Origin of the sequence: uncultured Parabacteroides sp., from assembly GCF_947855115.1 — a bacterium.
Lineage (GTDB): Bacteria > Bacteroidota > Bacteroidia > Bacteroidales > Tannerellaceae > Parabacteroides.
In genome coordinates, this window is record NZ_CANTZW010000026.1 from 14056 (window position 1) to 32587 (window position 18532).

Here is an 18532-nt window from a genome sequence, read left to right on the forward strand (position 1 = left end):
TCATGAATCAGATTAAAATTGCCGTAATCGGTCTCGGTTACGTAGGGCTTCCTTTAGCCCGCCTTTTCTCGACGAAGTATAAAACAGTGGGTTTTGACATGAGCCAACCACGTGTAGATGCTTTGATGGCAGGACATGATGCTACATTTGAGGTTTCAGATGAATTGCTTCAAGACGCTATTCAAAATCATGGTTTTATCTGTACTACAAAGTTGGAAGATATTAAAGATTGCAATTTCTATGTCGTTGCAGTTCCCACCCCTGTAGATGTAAATAATCGTCCGGATTTGAAGCCGTTATGGGGTGCTAGTGAAACTGTTGGAAAAGTAATTTCAAGGGGGGATATTGTGGTTTATGAATCTACGGTTTATCCGGGGGTAACAGAGGAAGAGTGTCTACCAGTTGTAGAAAAAGTTTCAGGTTTGAAATTTAATGTTGATTTCTTTGCGGGTTATTCTCCAGAACGCATCAATCCTGGCGATAAAGAGCATACAGTAGAAAAAATTAAAAAAGTAACTTCCGGGTCAACTCTTGAAATTGCAGACATTGTAGATGGGGTCTATAATTCGATCTTAGTGAATGGTACGCATAAAGCACCTAGTATTAAAGTTGCGGAGGCCTCTAAGATCATTGAAAACTCTCAGCGCGATGTGAATATTGCCTTTATGAATGAATTGGCGAAGATATTCAATGCTATGGGAATAGATACGAATGATGTGATAGAAGCTGCTTCTTCTAAATGGAACTTCATTAAATTAAAACCTGGCTTGGTGGGTGGCCATTGTATCAGTGTGGATCCTTATTATTTGATACAGAAGGCGCAGGTTTACGGAGTGTTGCCACGTATTATGTCGGCTGCTCGTCGTTTGAATGATGGTATGGGGGATTATGTGGCTAACCAAGTGATTAAATTAATGAACAAAAAGGGCGTACTGGTGAAAGATGCCAAAATCTTGTTACTTGGTATTACATTCAAAGAGAATTGTCCGGATATCAGAAATACAAAAATTGTGGATATTTATAGTACATTGTCTGAATATACTGAAAATATTGCGGTATATGACCCTTGGGCAAATGCAGCTAAAGTTAACCATGAATATGGCATTGCTTTGACAGATTGTTCTTTGGAAGAGCTACGTGGACAATTTGATGCCGTAGTGTTAGGTGTCGCTCATGATGCCTTTAAAAAAGAGGATATCCGGTCGTTCCTGAAAAATGAGAACGGGGTCATCTATGATGTGAAAGGTATATTGGATAGAGAAGTAATAGACGGAAGACTGTAATGATGCTTTCTGTTATTTGTCCTATATATAATGAAGCGAAATATATTGATGTGTGCATTCAGTCTATTTTGTTTCAAGATTATCCCAAGGATTGCTTGGAAGTGCTGTTTGTGGACGGTATGAGCAAGGATGGCACTCGTGATATAGTGGAAAACTATGCAAGGCAATACCCTTTTATCCATTTGTTGAATAATGAAAAGCGTATAGTACCGATAGCTATGAATATCGGGATAAGGGTGTCAAAAGGGGATGTCATTATGCGTTTGGATGCTCATGCGCAATATCCAGCAAATTATTTCTCGGTATTAGTGAAAGCTTTGGAAACTATTGATGCTGACAATGTCGGGGCTGCTTGCAGAACGGATGTGCTTAATAAGACACCTAAAACTTTAGCTATTAGGGAAGTTTTAAGCAATAAGTTCGGTGTCGGAAATTCTACTTTTCGTTTAGGAGTTGACAAAGTGATGGAGGTGGATACGGTTCCTTTTGGCTGTTGGAAAAGAGAAGTCTTTGACAAATATGGAGTGTATGATGAACGCCTGATCCGGAATCAGGATATAGAATTGAACAAGCGTATAGTACGAGGGGGAGGACATATTTATATTGTGCCTGATACATATTGTGTTTATCTAGCTCGTGAGACATTTAAAGGACTGGCGAAGAATAATTACGGGAATGGGAAATGGAACGTATTGACGGTGTACTATACAAAACAAATGGGTTCACTTTCATTACGTCATTTTATCCCCCTGCTGTTTCTTCTTTCATTGATAGTTCCTTTGTTTTGCAGTTTGATTTGGTCGTCGTTTGTTTTTGTTACCATAGTTTCTTTGTTGACTTATTTATTGACCTTAGGTGGCATCGGAATGAAGTTGACAATAAGTAAACATTTGAGCTTTTGTTATTTATTGATTAGTTTCTTTGTCCTTCATGTGTCATATGGATGGGGATCTTTAAATGGTATAATTAGTGTTTTGAAGAATGGAAGATAGCTTTGCTTTATATAAAGGTTGCTGGTTGAGTAAATGCCCTCCGCATTATAGTTGTAATCTGCCAACGAATCAGTGTGTAAAACTGTTAAATAGGGGGGGGTATTTGTTAAGGAATGTGTACGACTGGGACTGTGGACATGAAACTTCATTTTGGTATGTCATAAAGGATTCTTTTGTAGGAATGGAAGAATTGTCTTCAAAAATGAGAAATCAAGTGAAGAAATCATTAAAGACATACGATGTATACCGTGTGCCTGCAAGTGAAATGCTTCGGGTAGGATTTCCCATTTTTCAAGCAGCTGTAGAAAGTTATCGTGTAAAAGCTTCTCCGATAACTATGGAGTCTTTTAGAAACCGGATACAACAAAGTGAAATAGCGGGTAATGTTGATTTTTGGTGCGTATATGAAAAGAAAACCCATAAAGTGGTTGCATTAGCTATTAATACCCTTCATAAGGATTGCTGCGAGTATAATACAATGAAAGCCGACCCTGCTTATTTAAGAAATTCCACTTATCCTTATTATGGGCTTATTTATGAAATGAACCGTTATTATTTGCAGGAGTTATGTTTGAAATATGTAAGTGATGGTGCTCGAAGTATTACAGAGCATTCAGGCATTCAGCCTTTTTTGATAGAGAAATTTCATTTTAGAAAAGCTTATTGCCAATTGCAGATTGTTTATCAATGGTGGATGAAAATAGCTGTAAATATATTATTCCCTTTTCGTAAGTTAGTTCCTGTTCAATCAGTAAAAGCGATTTTGAATATGGAAGCAATGCGTAGAAACAAGTATTGATAGTATTCCGTCATGTTTTTTAAATCTCTTTTTGACCGAGTATCCTCTCTATTCGGCCTGCTTTTTTTGTCTCCAGTCTTATTATTTATAGCTCTCCTGATCCGCATTAAGATGCCAGGAGGTCCTATCATTTTCAAGCAGAAGAGGGTGGGGCAGTACGGGAGGTTGTTTACCATGTACAAATTCCGTTCGATGACGGTTAGCCATTCGGGAAGTTCTGTCTCTGTGAAAGGTGAGAGCCGTATCACTCCTTTGGGGGCGAAATTGCGGAAATACAAGTTGGATGAATTACCGGAGTTGTGGAATGTGTTGATAGGTGACATGAGTTTTGTGGGACCTCGTCCGGATGTACCGGGCTATGCGGATAAGCTGGAAGGGGATGATAGGAGAATGTTACTCTTGAAACCTGGAATAACAGGTCCTGCTAGTTTGAAATATCGGAATGAAGAAGAGCTATTGGCAGAACAGGAAAACCCTCAAAAATATAATGATGAGGTACTGTTTCCGGATAAAGTGCGGATAAATATTGATTATATGGATCATTGGTCTTTTGGGAAAGATGTCAAAATAATTGTTTATACAGTGCTTGGAAAGGATCTTTAATCATAAAATAAATCATGAATAAACGAATTTATCTTTGCCTCGCTCACATGAGCGGTAAAGAACAAATGTATATCAAAGAAGCCTTTGATACCAATTGGGTTGTGCCTCTAGGTCCGAACGTGAATGGATTCGAGAAAGATCTGGAGGAATTCATGGGTGAGGATAAACATGTGGTGGCTCTGTCTGCTGGTACTGCCGCTGTACATTTGGCGTTGCTTGCCTGTGGCGTGAAGCCGGGGGATGAGGTGCTGGTACAAAGCTTTACTTTCTGTGCTTCCTCGCATCCGATCACTTATTTGGGGGCTACGCCTGTGTTCGTGGATTCAGAGGTGGATACTTGGAATATGGATCCGGTATTGCTGGAAGAGGCGATAAAGGATCGTATCGAGAAGACGGGAAAAACACCGAAAGCGATTGTTCCGGTGGCCTTGTATGGGATGCCTTATAAGGTGGATGAGATTATGGCTGTTGCTGATCGGTATGGGATTCCGGTCATTGAGGATGCGGCGGAGGGTTTTGGCTCTCGTTATGATGGACGTATGTTGGGTACGTTTGGGAAATATGGGGTACTGTCGTTCAATGGGAATAAAATGATTACGACCAGTGGCGGTGGTGCGTTGATTTGTCCGGACGAGGAGGCTAAGAAGGAGATCATGTTCTATGCGACGCAGGCTCGGGAGGCTTATCCGTATTACCAGCATGAGCGGATCGGGTATAATTACCGGATGTCTAATATTTGTGCGGGTATCGGGCGTGGTCAGATGACGGTGGCTGATGCTCATGTGGCTCATCATAAGCATACGTGTGATTTATATCGGGAGCTGTTGAGAGATGTGAGAGGGATCACTTTGCATGAGAATCCTTCCGGTCGTTTTGATAGTAATTATTGGTTGAATACGATTGTTTTGGATCCTTTATTGAGGGTGAGAGGACAGGAAGGGGCTTATCAAGCAACGATACAAGGAGCTGTTGGTGGTGCGGGTGGCGTGACTCACGCAGCAGTTAACACACATACGGATTGTGAGCCGAATGCCAATGTCGAGGCGATGCGTATGGGACTCGATGCGATGGGCATAGAGTCTCGTCCTTTGTGGAAACCGATGCATAAGCAACCTGTCTATAAGGATTGCCCGGCTTACGTGAATGGGGTGAGCGAATCTTTGTTTAAAGTCGGGTTGTGTCTACCTTCCGGACCGTATGTGACGGATCGGGATATTGAGTATATCGTTGGAGGTATAAGAGGCTTAATTGTACGTTGATTTTAACAGCATTCCATGAGCTAAACTCGTTTTACTGTGTAGGCTTAAATAAAGGCTGGTCATAAAGATTTTACTTTCGTTACGAAAAGGGTGTGTCATTTTTGATGCGCCCTTTTTTGTGTTCTTTTGCTGAACTTTTATAATTGTGCCCCCGTCTTTCTTTCCCTTAGGGAGGATGAGAGAGACGGGGCTTTTTTATGCTTCTAAACATAGAATGATAATTGGTTGGGATTTGGATAATCGCTAACTTGTCGGCGTTGAATCCGTAAAATTCCTTGCAGATTGTAAGCACCTACTAAATCATTCACGTTATGGAAATACATCTTGATAACTATTTGCCGGAATATCCTTCCTTCGTTTCCGGTATTCGCCGTGCCCCAGATCGCGGCTATTCACTTACGCCCGCTCAAACAGAGACGGCATTGATGAACGCTCTTCGTTATATTCCTGTTGAATTACATGAGAAGCTGGCCCTTGAGTTCATGGAGGAATTATTGACCCGGGGACGGATCTATGGTTACCGTTACCGCCCGCAGGGAGACTTGAAAGCGAAGCCTATCCATGAATATAAAGGTAAATGTATCGAGGGAAAAGCCTTTCAAGTAATGATCGATAATAATCTTTGCTTTGATATCGCTTTATACCCTTATGAATTAGTTACATATGGCGAGACCGGGCAAGTCTGCCAAAATTGGATGCAATATCGTTTAATCAAGAAGTATTTAGAGGAACTGACCCAGGAACAGACTTTAGTGATAGAGTCCGGACATCCTTTAGGGTTGTTTCGTTCTAAGCCGGATGCCCCGCGAGTGATTATCACGAATTCGTTAATGGTGGGAATGTTCGATAACCAGAAAGATTGGCATATCGCAGCCCAGATGGGAGTCGCTAATTATGGGCAGATGACGGCCGGAGGTTGGATGTATATCGGCCCGCAAGGTATCGTACATGGTACATTTAATACGTTGCTGAATGCCGGACGTAAAAAATTAGGGATTCCGCAAGATAAAGATTTACGAGGCCACCTATTCGTCTCTTCCGGTTTAGGAGGAATGAGTGGCGCTCAACCAAAAGCCGCCGTGATTGCCGGTGCTGCCAGTATAATAGCGGAAGTAGATGCTTCCCGTATTGAGACACGCCGCTCCCAAGGATGGGTTCAACATGTGACGGATGATCTGGAGAAAGCCTTTTCATTAGCTAATGAGGCGATCCGTAAGAAAGAACCGATCTCTGTCGCTTTTCATGGAAATATCGTAGATTTATTGGAGTATGCCGATAGGCAAGAACTTCCCATCGACCTTTTGAGTGATCAAACCTCTTGCCATGCGGTTTATGAAGGTGGTTATTGCCCTGTAGGCGTGACGTTTGAGGAACGTACGGAATTATTAGCTCATCACCGGGAGGATTTCTGTGCTTTAGTAGATAAAACGTTGAAGCGGCATTTCGAGGTGATCAAACGCTTGGTGGCTCGGGGAACCTATTTCTTTGACTATGGGAACTCCTTCATGAAAGCGATCTATGATGCCGGCATAAACGAGATCTCCCGTAACGGTGTGGATGAAAAGGACGGTTTTATATGGCCTTCCTATGTAGAAGATATCATGGGGCCGGAATTATTCGATTATGGTTACGGCCCTTTCCGTTGGGTATGCTTGAGCGGTAAGCCGGAAGATTTGATCCGTACGGATCATGCGGCTATGGCATGTATTGACCCGACTCGAAGAGGACAGGACATGGATAATTATAATTGGATTCGTGATGCCGAGAAGAACCGGTTGGTTGTTGGTACGCAAGCCCGGATCTTATATCAAGATGCGGAAGGACGTTTGAAGATCGCCTTAGAGTTTAACCGGATGGTGCGTGAAGGAGAGGTGGGGCCGATTATGTTGGGACGAGACCATCATGACGTAAGCGGTACGGATTCCCCGTTCCGGGAGACTTCCAATATTCAAGACGGAAGCAATGTGATGGCTGATATGGCGGTGCAGTGCTTCGCGGGAAATGCCGCTCGAGGTATGAGCTTGGTCGCCCTTCATAATGGCGGTGGGGTTGGTATCGGCAAAGCGATAAATGGAGGCTTTGGCATGGTTCTCGATGGTAGCGAGCGGGTGGATGAGATACTTCGTTCCGCTATGATATGGGACGTAATGGGAGGTGTCGCTCGTCGTTCATGGGCTCGTAACCCGAATGCGATAGCTACAAGCGCCATTTTTAATGAAAATCATGGTGGGCAATATCATATTACCCTCCCATATATTCCTGAGAAAACGTTTATTCATGAAATCGTACAAACATCATTAAATAAAATGGTATGAGCACTTGGAACAAGATTATGGAATGTGTCCCCAACTTCAGCGAAGGACGGGATCTGGAGAAGATAGATAAGATCGTGGCGCCTTTCCGTGCTAAGGAAGGTGTTAAGTTATTGGATTATAGTAATGACGAGGATCACAATCGCTTGGTTGTTACCGTAGTCGGGGAACCGGTTGCCTTAAAACAGGCCGTGCTGGAGGCCATAGGTGTCGCTGTTGGGTTGATTGATTTAAATAAGCACAACGGACAGCATCCGCGGATGGGTGCCGTGGATGTTGTTCCCTTTATTCCGATTCGCGGATGTACGATGGAAGAGGCGATCGCCTTATCCAAGGAGTTAGGGGAGGAGGTCGGCTCTCGCTACGCCATACCGGTCTTTTTATATGAGAAATCGGCTTCAGCCCCTCATCGGGAGAACTTGGCTGCGATTCGTAAAGGAGAGTTTGAGGGGATGGCAGAGAAGATCCATCTACCGGAGTGGAAACCTGATTTTGGTCCGGCCGACCGACATCCTACGGCCGGTACAGTCGCTATAGGAGCTCGTATGCCTTTGGTCGCTTATAATGTGAACCTAGGTACGGATCAATTACAAATCGCTACTGATATAGCGAAGAAAATTCGTTTTATAGGTGGAGGCTTACGCTATTGCAAGGCGATGGGGGTTGAGTTGAGAGAACGTGGTATCGTACAGGTTTCTATCAATATGACCGATTATACCCGTACAGCTTTATACCGGGCTTTCGAGCTGGTTCGTATCGAGGCTCGAAGGTATGGTGTTCCGGTTGTGGGTAGCGAGATTATCGGCTTGGTTCCTATGGAGGCGTTAATTGATACCGCTTCCTACTATTTGGGATTGGAGGATTTCTCAATGAATCAAGTGCTGGAAGCTCGTATTATGGAATAGTGTATGGAAGATAGCAAGATATTAATCAGGAATGCGGCCCAGATCGTCACCTGTCATGGAGATAGGGCACGGCGGGGAGCGGAGATGTCTGATTTAGGCATTATAGAGGATGGAGCCGTAGCGATGTCGGAAGGAGTTATCACGCACGTAGGGCCTACGGAGGAAGTGCTTCGGGCCATTCATGCGGAAGATTATCTGGAGATTCGGGCAGAAAATCAAGCGGTCTTACCCGGGTTTGTAGATAGTCATACACATTTTATCTTTGGCGGTTACCGGGAGGAGGAATTCTCTTGGCGGTTACGGGGAGATACTTATATGTCGATCATGGAACGTGGTGGAGGTATCGTGAATACGATGAAAGCCACACGTGAAAGTGATTTCGATACATTATGGAATGCGGGAGAAGAACGTCTGGATGAGCTGTTTTCCATGGGGGTTACTACGGTGGAAGGTAAAAGCGGTTATGGTTTAGACTTACGGACGGAGCTGGTTCAGCTTCGCGTTATGTCAGACTTGAATGAATCACATCCGGTAGATGTCGTATCTACTTTTCTGGGGGCGCATGCGGTTCCACCTGAATTTGCCGGTCTTGCGGATGATTATGTGGATTATATCATAGCGGAAGTGCTTCCGGCTGTCCGTGCCGAACATACGGTTACGTTTTGTGATGTGTTTTGTGAGAAAGGGGTTTTCTCTCTAGAACAGAGTGAGCGTTTGCTCCGGGCCGCCCGGCATCATCGTTTTAAATTGAAAATGCATGCGGACGAGATCGTTCCTTTTGGGGGAGCGGAACTGGCGGCTTCCTTGAGGTGTGTGAGTGCCGATCATTTGTTGCATGTATCGGATATCGGTATCCAGCGTATGGCGAAAGCGGGTGTCGTGGCTACCTTGCTTCCTCTAACCGCTTTTTCCTTGAATGAGCCGTATGCGCCTGCCCGGAAGATGATAGATGCCGGTTGTGCCGTGGCTTTGGCTTCCGATCTGAATCCGGGAAGTTGCTTCTCGGCTTCGATCCCGATGATGATAGCCTTGGCTTGTATCTATATGAAGATGACTCCAGAAGAAGCGGTGACGGCATTGACCATTAATGGAGCTGCGGCTGTGGGACGTGCCTCTGAGATCGGGAGTATCAGTGTAGGGAAACGTGCGGACGTGATCTTGCTGAAATATCCCTCTTATAAGTTTCTCCCTTATCATGTGGGTATGAATCTCGTGGATACCGTAATCAAGAATGGGGAACTTTTTATGATGTGAGATAAGAATTGTTGAATCATTTAAATCAAAATACTATGTTAGCAGACTTGACAATTAAAGATTTTTTGGCAGAAACGGCAGGCAGCGCTCCTGTACCCGGAGGTGGAAGTATATCTGCTTTGAATGGCGCTATAGCGACAGCCTTGACGGAGATGGTGGCTCATCTGACTATCGGTAAAAAGAAGTATGCGGAGGTGGAAGGCCAGATGAAAACGATCGCTACTGAGGCGGCTTTGATCCGTGAACGTCTTATTGAATATATCGATAAGGATAGCGAGGCTTATGACCATGTCTTTTCTGCCTTTAAATTGCCGAAAGAGACAGAAGACGAGCAAGCTGTCCGTAAAAATGAGATTGAGAACGCTACAAAGGAGGCCGCTATTATCCCAATGCGGGTAGCGAACGAGATTGGGTCCGTAATGGAGACGATCATTTATGTGGCTCATAAAGGTAACCAGAATGCCGTGACAGACGCTTGCGTGGCGATGATGGCTGCCCGTTCTTGTGTGTTGGGAGCTTTGTTGAACGTCCGGATTAACTTGACTTCTATCCATGATAAGGAGTTTGTCGATACAATGCGTAAAAAAGCGGATGAACTAGAGGCAAACGCTATCCGTGTGGAGCAAAAATTATTGGATTGGGTAAAGACTAAATTATAGGATATGAGCAACGTTTATTATGTAGGTTCCGAGCCTCTTTCCTTTGAGGGAATCGAACGGATTCTTACTCAAAATATGAAACTGGAGCTTTCGCCCGAGGTAAGGGAACGTATCCAGCGTTGTCGGGATTACTTAGACCATAAGATCGAGCAACAGGAAGGGCCTTTATATGGGATTACTACCGGCTTTGGTTCCTTATGTAATAAGAATATCTCTCCGGATGAATTAAGTACTTTGCAGGAGAACTTGGTGAAAAGCCATGCCTGTAGTGTAGGGGATGAGGTGAGCCCGGTGATTGTCCGTCTGATGATGTTATTGAAGGCCCATGCCCTTTCGTTGGGGCACAGTGGTGTACAAGTAATCACCGTGCAGCGTATTTTGGACTTTTTCAACAATGATGTGCTTCCGATCGTGTACGACCGCGGTTCTTTGGGCGCTTCCGGTGATTTGGCTCCTTTGGCGAATTTGTTCCTACCTCTGATTGGCGTTGGCGACGTTTATTATAAAGGACGCAAACGGGAAGCTATTAGCGTATTGGATGAATTCGCTTGGAAACCAGTGAAGTTGAAGAGTAAAGAAGGTTTGGCTTTATTGAACGGTACGCAATTTATGAGCGCTAATGGTGTATTTGCCTTGATGCGTGCGTTTAGTATATCCAAGAAAGCCGATTTGATCGCGGCTTTATCCTTGGAGGCATTCGATGGTCGTATTGATCCTTTCATGGATTGTATCCAACAAATGCGTCCGCATCCCGGACAGATCGAGACTGGGGCGGCTTTTCGACGACTATTGGAAGGTAGTGAGTTGATCGTTCGAAAAAAGGAACATGTTCAAGATCCGTATTCGTTTCGTTGTATTCCTCAAGTACATGGCGCGACAAAAGATGCGATAAATTACGTGGCGGGTGTCCTTCTCACCGAGATAAACTCCGTGACAGATAACCCGACGATCTTCCCGGAGGAGGATAAGATCATATCGGGTGGTAATTTCCATGGTCAGCCTTTGGCGATTTCGTATGATTTCCTTGCGATAGCCTTGGCCGAGTTAGGTAATATTTCGGAACGCCGTGTGGCCCAGTTGATCATGGGATTACGTGGATTACCTGAGTTCTTGGTAGCTAATCCCGGCCTGAATTCCGGCTTCATGATCCCTCAATATGCGGCTGCCAGTATGGTGAGCCAGAATAAGATGTATTGCTATGCGGCAAGTAGCGACTCTATCGTATCCAGCAATGGACAAGAGGATCATGTGAGTATGGGGGCGAATGCGGCGACGAAATTGTTCAAGATCATGGACAACTTGGATCATATCTTGGCGATCGAGTTGATGAATGCGGCACAAGGTATTGAATTTCGCCGTCCGGCGAAGACTTCCCCGGTATTAGAGAAGTTCTTAAAGGATTACCGAAAGGAAGTTCCGTTTATTGATGAGGACATTATCATGTATACGGAAATACATCGTACGGTGGCGTTTATCCGCAGGAAAGACTTTGTATATTGATGAATATCGTTAATAGAGGTTAGAAATCCAGCTGAATCTCCTATTCGGCTGGATTATTTTGTATTTTCGCCCTTAATCTAAACACAATCGATCTACTTTATGCAAAATGTAACAAATCCTACCGTGAAAACACACGTAGTTTGGCTGGATGTCGTACGCTTGATAGCCATGTTTACTGTTGTTTGCTGTCATTGTACAGACCCGTTTAATTTCTATCCCGGTGATTCTCCGATTATTGGAGATATTAAGTTTTGGGGGGCTGTTTATGGGGCCTTTCTTCGTCCTTGCGTACCTCTGTTTGTTATGATCACGGGAGCCTTGTTGCTTCCGGTCCGGGAAGAGACTTCTATTTTCTATAAGAAAAGGATATTGCGTGTATTCTGGCCTTTCTTGATCTGGTCTTTTATCTATAATTTATTCCCTTGGTTTACGGGGGTACTTGGTTTGAAGCCGGAACTTATTCTTGATTTCTTCCCCTATTCGGGAGAAGAGGTGACTCGTCAATCATTGAGCGTATCTTTAGGCTATATTGCCCAGATACCATTCAATTTCTCGTTATTGGATGTACATATGTGGTATATCTATTTATTGATAGGTTTATATCTTTATTTGCCGATTTTTTCTGCTTGGGTGGAGAAAGTTTCGGACAAGGCAAAATTATGGTTTCTGGCAGGTTGGGGAATGACATTACTTATTCCTTATTACCGGGAATTTGTATCACCTTATATTTGGGGTGGATGTTCATGGAGCGAATTCAACATGCTTTATTATTTTGCTGGATTCAATGGCTACTTGTTATTGGGGCATTATCTGCGGAATCTAGACTGGTCTTTAAGCAAGACTGTAGCGATTGGTATTCCGATGTTCCTTGTAGGCTATGCGATAACTTTCTTCGGTTTCCGGTATATGACGGCTTTACCGGAATGTTCGGCCGAACAGTTGGAGCTATTTTTCTATTATTGCTCTCCCAACGTAGTGATGATGACGATCCCTATCTTCTTGTTGGCTAAGAAAGCGAACGTTAAATCAGATTCGATCAAACGAATGCTAGCAAACTTAACGGTATGTGGTTTCGGAATTTACATGATACATTATTTCTTCACAGGTCCCAGTGTCCTGCTAGCGAGAGCCTTGAATATCCCTTTAAGTTTGCAAATCCCTATCGCCGCGGTAGTGGCGTTTGCCGTATCTTGGCTGATAGTATTGGGTATCAGAAAGATTAGCGGAACAAAAGCTAAATATATAGTGGGCTGATTTTATATACGTTAATTTAGGTTGAGGTGTATTATAGGACAATGAGACTGTCTCAAAATAGAAAAATTGGATAGACTTACTTATAATCTATAAGTTACAACATAAAAATCTCCTGCTTTAGCCTTCGTTTATTTTAATTAGATGACTAAAAGCAGGAGATTTTTTACTTTTAAGTTTCAATCTATAAGATTTTTACTTTAGCAATTCTATTTTGAGACAGCCCTATAAGTTTCCTTTTTTATTTCTTAGTCACTACCACCCGCTCTGTGGGAGCTAGGTGTTCGTTGCGGTATTCTATTTGTTTGATTACGTTCTCGGCTAATTCCTGGAATGCTTTTCCTGTGATTGAATCCGGATTTAGGGCTACGGGTTTACCTTGGTCTCCTCCTTCGCAGATGCTTTGTACGATGGGGATTTGTCCTAGTAACGGCACGTTTAATTCCTCGGCAAGGCGTTTACAACCTTCCTTGCCGAATATATAATATTTATTCTCAGGCAATTCGGCGGGGGTAAACCAAGCCATATTCTCAATCAATCCTAAAACGGGAACATTAACTTTCTCTCCCGTGAACATGCTGATACCCTTACGAGCGTCCGCTAAAGCGACCTCTTGCGGCGTACTTACCACCACGGCCCCGGTTATCGCCAACGTTTGTACCATTGTCAAGTGGATGTCGCTTGTCCCAGGAGGTAGGTCGATCAAGAAATAGTCGAGCTCGCCCCAGTTGGCATCGCCTATCAATTGCTTTAAAGCGTTGCTGGCCATTGCCCCGCGCCATAGAACCGCGTCGTTTTTATTTACGAAGAAACCGATGGATAACATCTTGACTCCGTAATTTTCCGCAGGTTTGATCAGCTCCCTGCCATCAACTTCCTCCATATAAGGACGGGCCTCTTCCAGATTGAACATCTTAGGTTGGGACGGGCCGAATATATCAGCGTCCAGCAAGCCTACCTTATATCCTTGCAAAGCCAATGCGACAGCTAAATTGGCGGCTACCGTACTTTTGCCGACTCCTCCCTTTCCGGAAGATACAGCGATGATGTTTTTTACTTGCGGCAACAATTTGTCCGGTTCCGGACGAGCCAGTTGGCGAGCTTTTACCGTGATGTTCCCTTTGATATTCACCTCCGGGCTAACATAGGTTAAAATCGCTGTCTCCGCAGCCTTTACTACGGAACGGATAAATGGGTCGTTCGGCTTCTCGAATAATAACGAGAAGGTGACATTCATGCCATCGATACGAATGTTGTCTTCTACGAGGCCCATGGAAACGATGTCCTTTCCCGTACCCGGGTAACGAACATTCTTCAACGCCTCAATAATCAGGTTCGGATAGATTGTCATATCTGTTGATTTTTTTAGTCGTTCTTTATTTGCCAGAAGCCAAGGCGCTTCGTTTACTACGGTTAAAGCTGCGATAAGGATCTAGCTCTATTTCTACGTCTGGTTCCACCAGTAGTTCCCTTTCCTCGCAGACAAACTTGATATATTTGATGTTTAAGCCCCGATCCAGCCATTGTTGCTCGTAATAGGTCTTGATAGACAGGATGTCGTCCGCCAGGTCGGAATGATATAGGTCGTCTGTGCTGAATAATACGGGAAAATGGTTCGCTTTTACCATCTCGCACGTATAGGTATACATAAAATTACTGTCCGTTTTTAAGTGAATGATACCATCTCCGGAAAGGATTTCCCGATACATTCTCATAAAGCGAGTTCCTGTCAGGCGCTTGTTGACCTTTTTCATTTGAGGGTCCGGAAATGTGATCCAGATCTCTGCCACTTCTCCCGGGGCGAAAAAATGAGAGATTAATTCGATGCTGGTACGCAGGAATGCTACGTTTTTCATCCCGGCTTCCAGCGATTCTTTCGCTCCGGTCCACATACGTGCGCCCTTGATATCGACACCGATAAAATTCTTATCCGGGAAGAGTTTTCCCAAACCTACCGTATATTCACCTTTTCCGCATCCCAACTCCAAGACAATCGGATGATTGTTATTGAAAAAACGTTCATGCCAGTGTCCTTTCATGTCAAACCCTTTTTCTTGCAAGGTCGCGAAGGGGTATTGGAATACGTGCGGATAACCCGCCATATCGTCAAACTTAGCTAATTTATTCTTTCCCATGTCGCGAAGATAATACTTAAAAAAATGCTTTTTACGTTTTTTCTACTGTTTTAGATAGGGGTTTTTATGTGTCGGTGAGTCTTTTGAACATATAGGCTGTCAGAAGTTTTATTAGAGAGTGGAGTTGTAACGAATAAAAAGGATATGTTGAGAGAATTTTTTAGGCGTCCGATATTTAAGAAGCCGCGGTTTGTGGGAATTGCTTGGTTCGCCACGGTTATCATCGTTTGTTTGTTGAAGCTGTCCGCGGGAAAGACTTATAATAATTTCATGATTTATAGGGCTTCTTTCTTCCATGCGTTAGAATTAAAAGACCTTTATGCGTATTATCCGAATGAATATCACGACCGATTTTTATACGGCCCCTCTTTTACAGCTATAATAGCGCCATTCTCTCTTTTCTCTCCTTATATCGGGATGTTGTTATGGTGTCTTGCGAACAGTTTATTGCTTTATATGGCTATCCGTAGGCTCGGTCTTGCGGATTGGAAACAGGCATTTGTTATCTGGCTATGCTTGAATGAGTTGTTCACATGTGTCCTCATGCAGCAATTTAACATAGCCATAGCCGGTATGATTTTATTTTCGTTTATCCTTATTGAGCGAAAACAAGAGTTCTGGGCGGCGCTGATGATCGTTTTAGGTGCGATGACCAAGATTTACGGTATTGTCGGCCTTGCTTTTCTCTTATTCTCAAAACGACGGGTTGTCTTTTTGAAAGGACTCGTTTTCTGGGGTATAATCTTATATATCCTTCCGATGTTGTATACCTCTCCTCAGTATGTGGCAGATCAATATATGAAATGGTATGGTGTACTTCTGGATAAGAATGTGGAGAATTTATTCACTCCCTATACGAATATCTCTTTGTTAGGGATGGTGCGTAAGATATCGGGTATATATACGTATAGTGATCTTTGGGTGGTTTTGCCGGGCTTGTTGTTATTTATCGCCCCTTATTTTAGGATAAATCAATACGAAAACCGGCAATTCCGTATACATTTTCTTTGCTCCACTCTTTTATTCATGGTGCTTTTTAGTTCCGGCACGGAAAATAGCGGATATTTAGGGGCTATGATAGCTGTCTGTCTTTGGTATACAGGTACGCCTAGCCGTAAGACTACTCCTACCTTGAATACGGCGCTTTTCATTTTCTGCTTTATCCTTACCTCCCTTTCTCCCACAGATTTATTTCCTCGTTATATCCGGAAAACTTATGTCATTCCCTATGCGTTGAAAGCGCTTCCTTGTGTATTGATTTGGTTTAAGATCGTGTGGGAGCAATTGACGTTGGATTTTTCAGGAACGCCTCACCGGTCGAAGGCAATCGTCGGAAAAAAAGAAGCGATCGACCTGATCTTGCCTTGCTATAATCCACAAGAGGGCTGGGAACGTTTGATGATTGAGAAACATGCGGAATTGACAAAGATGCTCAAAGGCCGGTCTCTCCGTTTTATTGTCGTGAATGATGCCTCGAAGAGAGGATTCACGAAAGATGCGGTAGGATGCCTTTTGGAAGCGCTCCCGGATACGATCATCGTAAGTTATGATACGAATAGGGGGAAAGGAGCCGCGGTCAGGGCCGGCCTGTCTCATTCCACCTCATCCCTTACTTTATATACGGATTATGATTTCCCCTATGAGGTAGGTTCTATCTGCCGGATGGTAGAATGGTTGGAATCGGGATACGATGTCGTTATCGCCGTGCGTAATTATACTTATTATACCCATTTAAGCGCTCGGAGAAAGATTATGAGCTACGCTTCCCGTGTATTGAATTTTATACTTCTAGGATTAACACATACTGATACCCAAGGTGGATTGAAAGGTTTCAACCAGCGGGGGAAGTCGCTATTAGCCTCGACGCAGGTGGATCGTTTTTTATTTGATACGGAGTTTATTTATAAAGCGTCTATGGAACCGGATGTACTTATAAAAGACATGCCCGCTGATTTGCGGGATAACGTTCATCTTCCCGATATGCGCCGCGGAGTCCTTACGGAAGAATTAAAGAACTTATTTTTAATTGCTTGGAGGGGTTAGAAGGATATACCGAGTTGTTGATAACCTTGTTGAAAACCCTGTGAATTGTTGAAAACCCTGTTGATAAGTATGTGAATAACGGGAAAGAGACAAAATAAAAGAGAGATACTCTTCCATGAGTATCTCTCTCTATTTCAGCTCTTCCTCTTGGACTTGAACCAAGGACCCTCTGATTAACAGTCAGATGCTCTAACCGACTGAGCTAAGGAAGAATTTATTTTCAGTCTTTCCCGATGTCTTTTCAGCTCTTCCTCTTGGACTTGAACCAAGGACCCTCTGATTAACAGTCAGATGCTCTAACCGACTGAGCTAAGGAAGAATTTATTTTCAGTCTTTCCCGATGTCTTTTCAGCTCTTCCTCTTGGACTTGAACCAAGGACCCTCTGATTAACAGTCAGATGCTCTAACCGACTGAGCTAAGGAAGAATTTATCGCTCTTTCACAGGTCATTCCGTAACCCCTTCCTGAAATTGCACTGCAAAAGTACGGGGTATTTTCGAAATATGCAATATCTTTGCGAAAAAAAATTGAAAAAATGAATACGATAGGTTTAGGAAACGCTTTGGTAGATGTTTTATTGAGGCTTGAGAATGATGATCTCCTACCGGAAATCGGCATACAAAAGGGAGCTATGGATATGATTGACAGGGAACAAATGATCGCTATCCGTACGACTTTGGCAGACTTGCCCCGTATACAGACTCCGGGAGGATCTGTTTGTAACACGATGCGTTCGATGTCTTCTTTGGGGGCGAATTCCGGTTTTATCGGTAAAATAGGAGATGATCCGGTCGGGCGATTTTACGAGGATGCGTTGGATAAAGCGGGTGTCGCTGCTTATTTTATCAAGACGGACGGACTTACGGGTAGCTGTACGGTGATGGTATCCCCGGATGGGGAACGTACGATGGGTACTTTCTTGGGCCCGGCCCCGACAATAACCCCGGATGAGATCACCGAGGAGATGCTCCGTAAATATCAATGTATTTATATAGAAGGTTATTTGCTGGTAAACGAGCCGTTGGTCCGCTCTACGATGGAGAAGGCCAAAAAGTTGGGTTTGAAGGTGGCGCTAGACTTGTCGAATTTCAATATCGTGAACGCTTTTAAAGGAATGCTGGAGGATATCATCCCTAAATACGTGGATATATTATTCTCTAATGAGAGCGAGGCGGAAGCTTATACCGGGCAAAAGGCTCCTGATGCCGTACGTACCTTGTCTGAGCTGGTGGAGGTCTCATTGGTCACTTTGGGAAAGGACGGTGCTTTGATCGGCAGCCATGGTCGGTTTTATTCTGTTCCGGCCGAGGGGGGCAAGCCTATCGATACGACTGGTGCCGGCGATAATTTCGCCGCCGGGTTCTTATACGGTCAATCCGTAGGAGCGTCGTTGGTACAATCCGCACGTATCGGATCGATGTTGGCGGGGTATGTGATCGACGTTGTCGGTCCGCAGATACCGGATGATAAATGGGAACAAATAAAGTTAAAAGTAAAAGAGATATTGGCTTAGACGGCGTATTATTCCTTACATTTA

At 43.8% G+C, this 18532-nt stretch carries 15 protein-coding genes and 3 tRNA genes; 13 read left to right on the top strand and 5 right to left on the bottom strand.

Translation table 11 applies throughout. The features are described from left to right. The first annotated feature begins 2 nt into the window (after nucleotides 1-2). The 11 genes from Q0110_RS14255 (at nucleotide 3) to Q0110_RS14305 (ending at nucleotide 12820) form a co-directional block, all read left to right on the top strand. Nucleotides 3-1283 (top strand): nucleotide sugar dehydrogenase, encoded by a 1281-nt coding sequence (locus tag Q0110_RS14255; RefSeq protein ID WP_297907714.1) that lies wholly within the window; start codon nucleotides 3-5, stop codon nucleotides 1281-1283. Next, nucleotides 1283-2275: a glycosyltransferase family 2 protein gene (locus Q0110_RS14260; protein WP_366139681.1), complete on the top strand. Its 993-nt coding sequence runs from the start codon at nucleotides 1283-1285 to the stop codon at nucleotides 2273-2275. Before Q0110_RS14255 ends, Q0110_RS14260 begins: the two co-directional genes overlap by 1 nt. Further along, entirely contained in the window at nucleotides 2265-3074 is an 810-nt protein-coding gene (locus tag Q0110_RS14265; protein WP_297907717.1) for a hypothetical protein, read from the top strand. The genes Q0110_RS14260 and Q0110_RS14265 overlap by 11 nt, the downstream gene beginning before the upstream one ends. Before the next feature lie 12 nt (nucleotides 3075-3086). Then, entirely contained in the window at nucleotides 3087-3677 is a 591-nt protein-coding gene (locus tag Q0110_RS14270; protein ID WP_297907720.1) for a sugar transferase, read from the top strand. A gap of 14 nt (nucleotides 3678-3691) precedes the next feature. After that, entirely contained in the window at nucleotides 3692-4936 is a 1245-nt protein-coding gene (locus tag Q0110_RS14275) for an aminotransferase class I/II-fold pyridoxal phosphate-dependent enzyme (protein WP_297907723.1), read from the top strand. A gap of 311 nt (nucleotides 4937-5247) precedes the next feature. Further along, nucleotides 5248-7251, top strand: a complete 2004-nt coding sequence (locus Q0110_RS14280) for a urocanate hydratase (RefSeq protein ID WP_297907726.1) — start codon at nucleotides 5248-5250, stop codon at nucleotides 7249-7251. Continuing rightward, a complete protein-coding gene (ftcD, locus tag Q0110_RS14285) occupies nucleotides 7248-8153 on the top strand; it encodes a glutamate formimidoyltransferase (RefSeq protein ID WP_297907729.1) in 906 nt (301 codons plus the stop codon). Before Q0110_RS14280 ends, ftcD begins: the two co-directional genes overlap by 4 nt. Nucleotides 8154-8156: 3 nt before the next feature. Continuing rightward, on the top strand, nucleotides 8157-9407 hold the full coding sequence (gene hutI, locus Q0110_RS14290) for an imidazolonepropionase (RefSeq protein WP_297907732.1): 1251 nt from the start codon (nucleotides 8157-8159) through the stop codon (nucleotides 9405-9407). 35 nt (nucleotides 9408-9442) lie between these two features. Beyond that, complete coding sequence (locus Q0110_RS14295; protein WP_297907736.1) at nucleotides 9443-10066, top strand: cyclodeaminase/cyclohydrolase family protein; 624 nt, start codon at nucleotides 9443-9445, stop codon at nucleotides 10064-10066. 3 nt (nucleotides 10067-10069) lie between these two features. After that, nucleotides 10070-11566, top strand: coding sequence for a histidine ammonia-lyase (hutH, locus tag Q0110_RS14300; protein ID WP_297907739.1), 1497 nt, complete (start codon nucleotides 10070-10072; stop codon nucleotides 11564-11566). A 99-nt stretch (nucleotides 11567-11665) separates the two neighbouring features. Then, nucleotides 11666-12820 (top strand): acyltransferase, encoded by a 1155-nt coding sequence (locus Q0110_RS14305; RefSeq protein ID WP_297907742.1) that lies wholly within the window; start codon nucleotides 11666-11668, stop codon nucleotides 12818-12820. A 238-nt stretch (nucleotides 12821-13058) separates the two neighbouring features. On the opposite strand, the gene Q0110_RS14310 is transcribed toward Q0110_RS14305, so the two are convergent. Both Q0110_RS14310 and trmB read right to left on the bottom strand, forming a co-directional pair. Beyond that, nucleotides 13059-14168 (bottom strand): Mrp/NBP35 family ATP-binding protein, encoded by a 1110-nt coding sequence (locus Q0110_RS14310; protein WP_297907745.1) that lies wholly within the window; start codon nucleotides 14166-14168, stop codon nucleotides 13059-13061. 25 nt (nucleotides 14169-14193) lie between these two features. Beyond that, a complete protein-coding gene (trmB, locus tag Q0110_RS14315) occupies nucleotides 14194-14952 on the bottom strand; it encodes a tRNA (guanosine(46)-N7)-methyltransferase TrmB (RefSeq protein ID WP_297907748.1) in 759 nt (252 codons plus the stop codon). Nucleotides 14953-15096: 144 nt separating this feature from the next. On the opposite strand from trmB, the gene Q0110_RS14320 reads away from it, so the two are divergent. Further along, nucleotides 15097-16995 (top strand): glycosyltransferase 87 family protein, encoded by a 1899-nt coding sequence (locus tag Q0110_RS14320; protein ID WP_297907749.1) that lies wholly within the window; start codon nucleotides 15097-15099, stop codon nucleotides 16993-16995. Nucleotides 16996-17133: 138 nt separating this feature from the next. On the opposite strand, the gene Q0110_RS14325 is transcribed toward Q0110_RS14320, so the two are convergent. The 3 genes from Q0110_RS14325 to Q0110_RS14335 all read right to left on the bottom strand — a co-directional run bounded on the left by Q0110_RS14325 (nucleotide 17134) and on the right by Q0110_RS14335 (nucleotide 17421). After that, a tRNA-Asn gene (locus tag Q0110_RS14325) sits at nucleotides 17134-17207 on the bottom strand. Between the two features lie 33 nt (nucleotides 17208-17240). Further along, nucleotides 17241-17314: transfer RNA gene (locus Q0110_RS14330), tRNA-Asn, on the bottom strand. A 33-nt stretch (nucleotides 17315-17347) separates the two neighbouring features. Continuing rightward, a tRNA-Asn gene (locus tag Q0110_RS14335) sits at nucleotides 17348-17421 on the bottom strand. 109 nt (nucleotides 17422-17530) lie between these two features. Between Q0110_RS14335 and Q0110_RS14340 the strand changes: the two genes are divergently transcribed. Then, a complete protein-coding gene (locus Q0110_RS14340) occupies nucleotides 17531-18508 on the top strand; it encodes an adenosine kinase (RefSeq protein ID WP_297907752.1) in 978 nt (325 codons plus the stop codon). The last annotated feature ends 24 nt before the right edge of the window (nucleotides 18509-18532 follow it).

Coding starts and splice junctions, on each gene's coding strand:
- Q0110_RS14255 (WP_297907714.1), top strand. CDS start 3: ATGAATCAGATTAAAATTGCCGTAATCGGTCTCGGTTACGTAGGGCTT.
- Q0110_RS14260 (WP_366139681.1), top strand. CDS start 1,283: ATGATGCTTTCTGTTATTTGTCCTATATATAATGAAGCGAAATATATT.
- Q0110_RS14265 (WP_297907717.1), top strand. CDS start 2,265: ATGGAAGATAGCTTTGCTTTATATAAAGGTTGCTGGTTGAGTAAATGC.
- Q0110_RS14270 (WP_297907720.1), top strand. CDS start 3,087: ATGTTTTTTAAATCTCTTTTTGACCGAGTATCCTCTCTATTCGGCCTG.
- Q0110_RS14275 (WP_297907723.1), top strand. CDS start 3,692: ATGAATAAACGAATTTATCTTTGCCTCGCTCACATGAGCGGTAAAGAA.
- Q0110_RS14280 (WP_297907726.1), top strand. CDS start 5,248: ATGGAAATACATCTTGATAACTATTTGCCGGAATATCCTTCCTTCGTT.
- ftcD (WP_297907729.1), top strand. CDS start 7,248: ATGAGCACTTGGAACAAGATTATGGAATGTGTCCCCAACTTCAGCGAA.
- hutI (WP_297907732.1), top strand. CDS start 8,157: ATGGAAGATAGCAAGATATTAATCAGGAATGCGGCCCAGATCGTCACC.
- Q0110_RS14295 (WP_297907736.1), top strand. CDS start 9,443: ATGTTAGCAGACTTGACAATTAAAGATTTTTTGGCAGAAACGGCAGGC.
- hutH (WP_297907739.1), top strand. CDS start 10,070: ATGAGCAACGTTTATTATGTAGGTTCCGAGCCTCTTTCCTTTGAGGGA.
- Q0110_RS14305 (WP_297907742.1), top strand. CDS start 11,666: ATGCAAAATGTAACAAATCCTACCGTGAAAACACACGTAGTTTGGCTG.
- Q0110_RS14310 (WP_297907745.1), bottom strand. CDS start 14,168: ATGACAATCTATCCGAACCTGATTATTGAGGCGTTGAAGAATGTTCGT.
- trmB (WP_297907748.1), bottom strand. CDS start 14,952: ATGGGAAAGAATAAATTAGCTAAGTTTGACGATATGGCGGGTTATCCG.
- Q0110_RS14320 (WP_297907749.1), top strand. CDS start 15,097: ATGTTGAGAGAATTTTTTAGGCGTCCGATATTTAAGAAGCCGCGGTTT.
- Q0110_RS14340 (WP_297907752.1), top strand. CDS start 17,531: ATGAATACGATAGGTTTAGGAAACGCTTTGGTAGATGTTTTATTGAGG.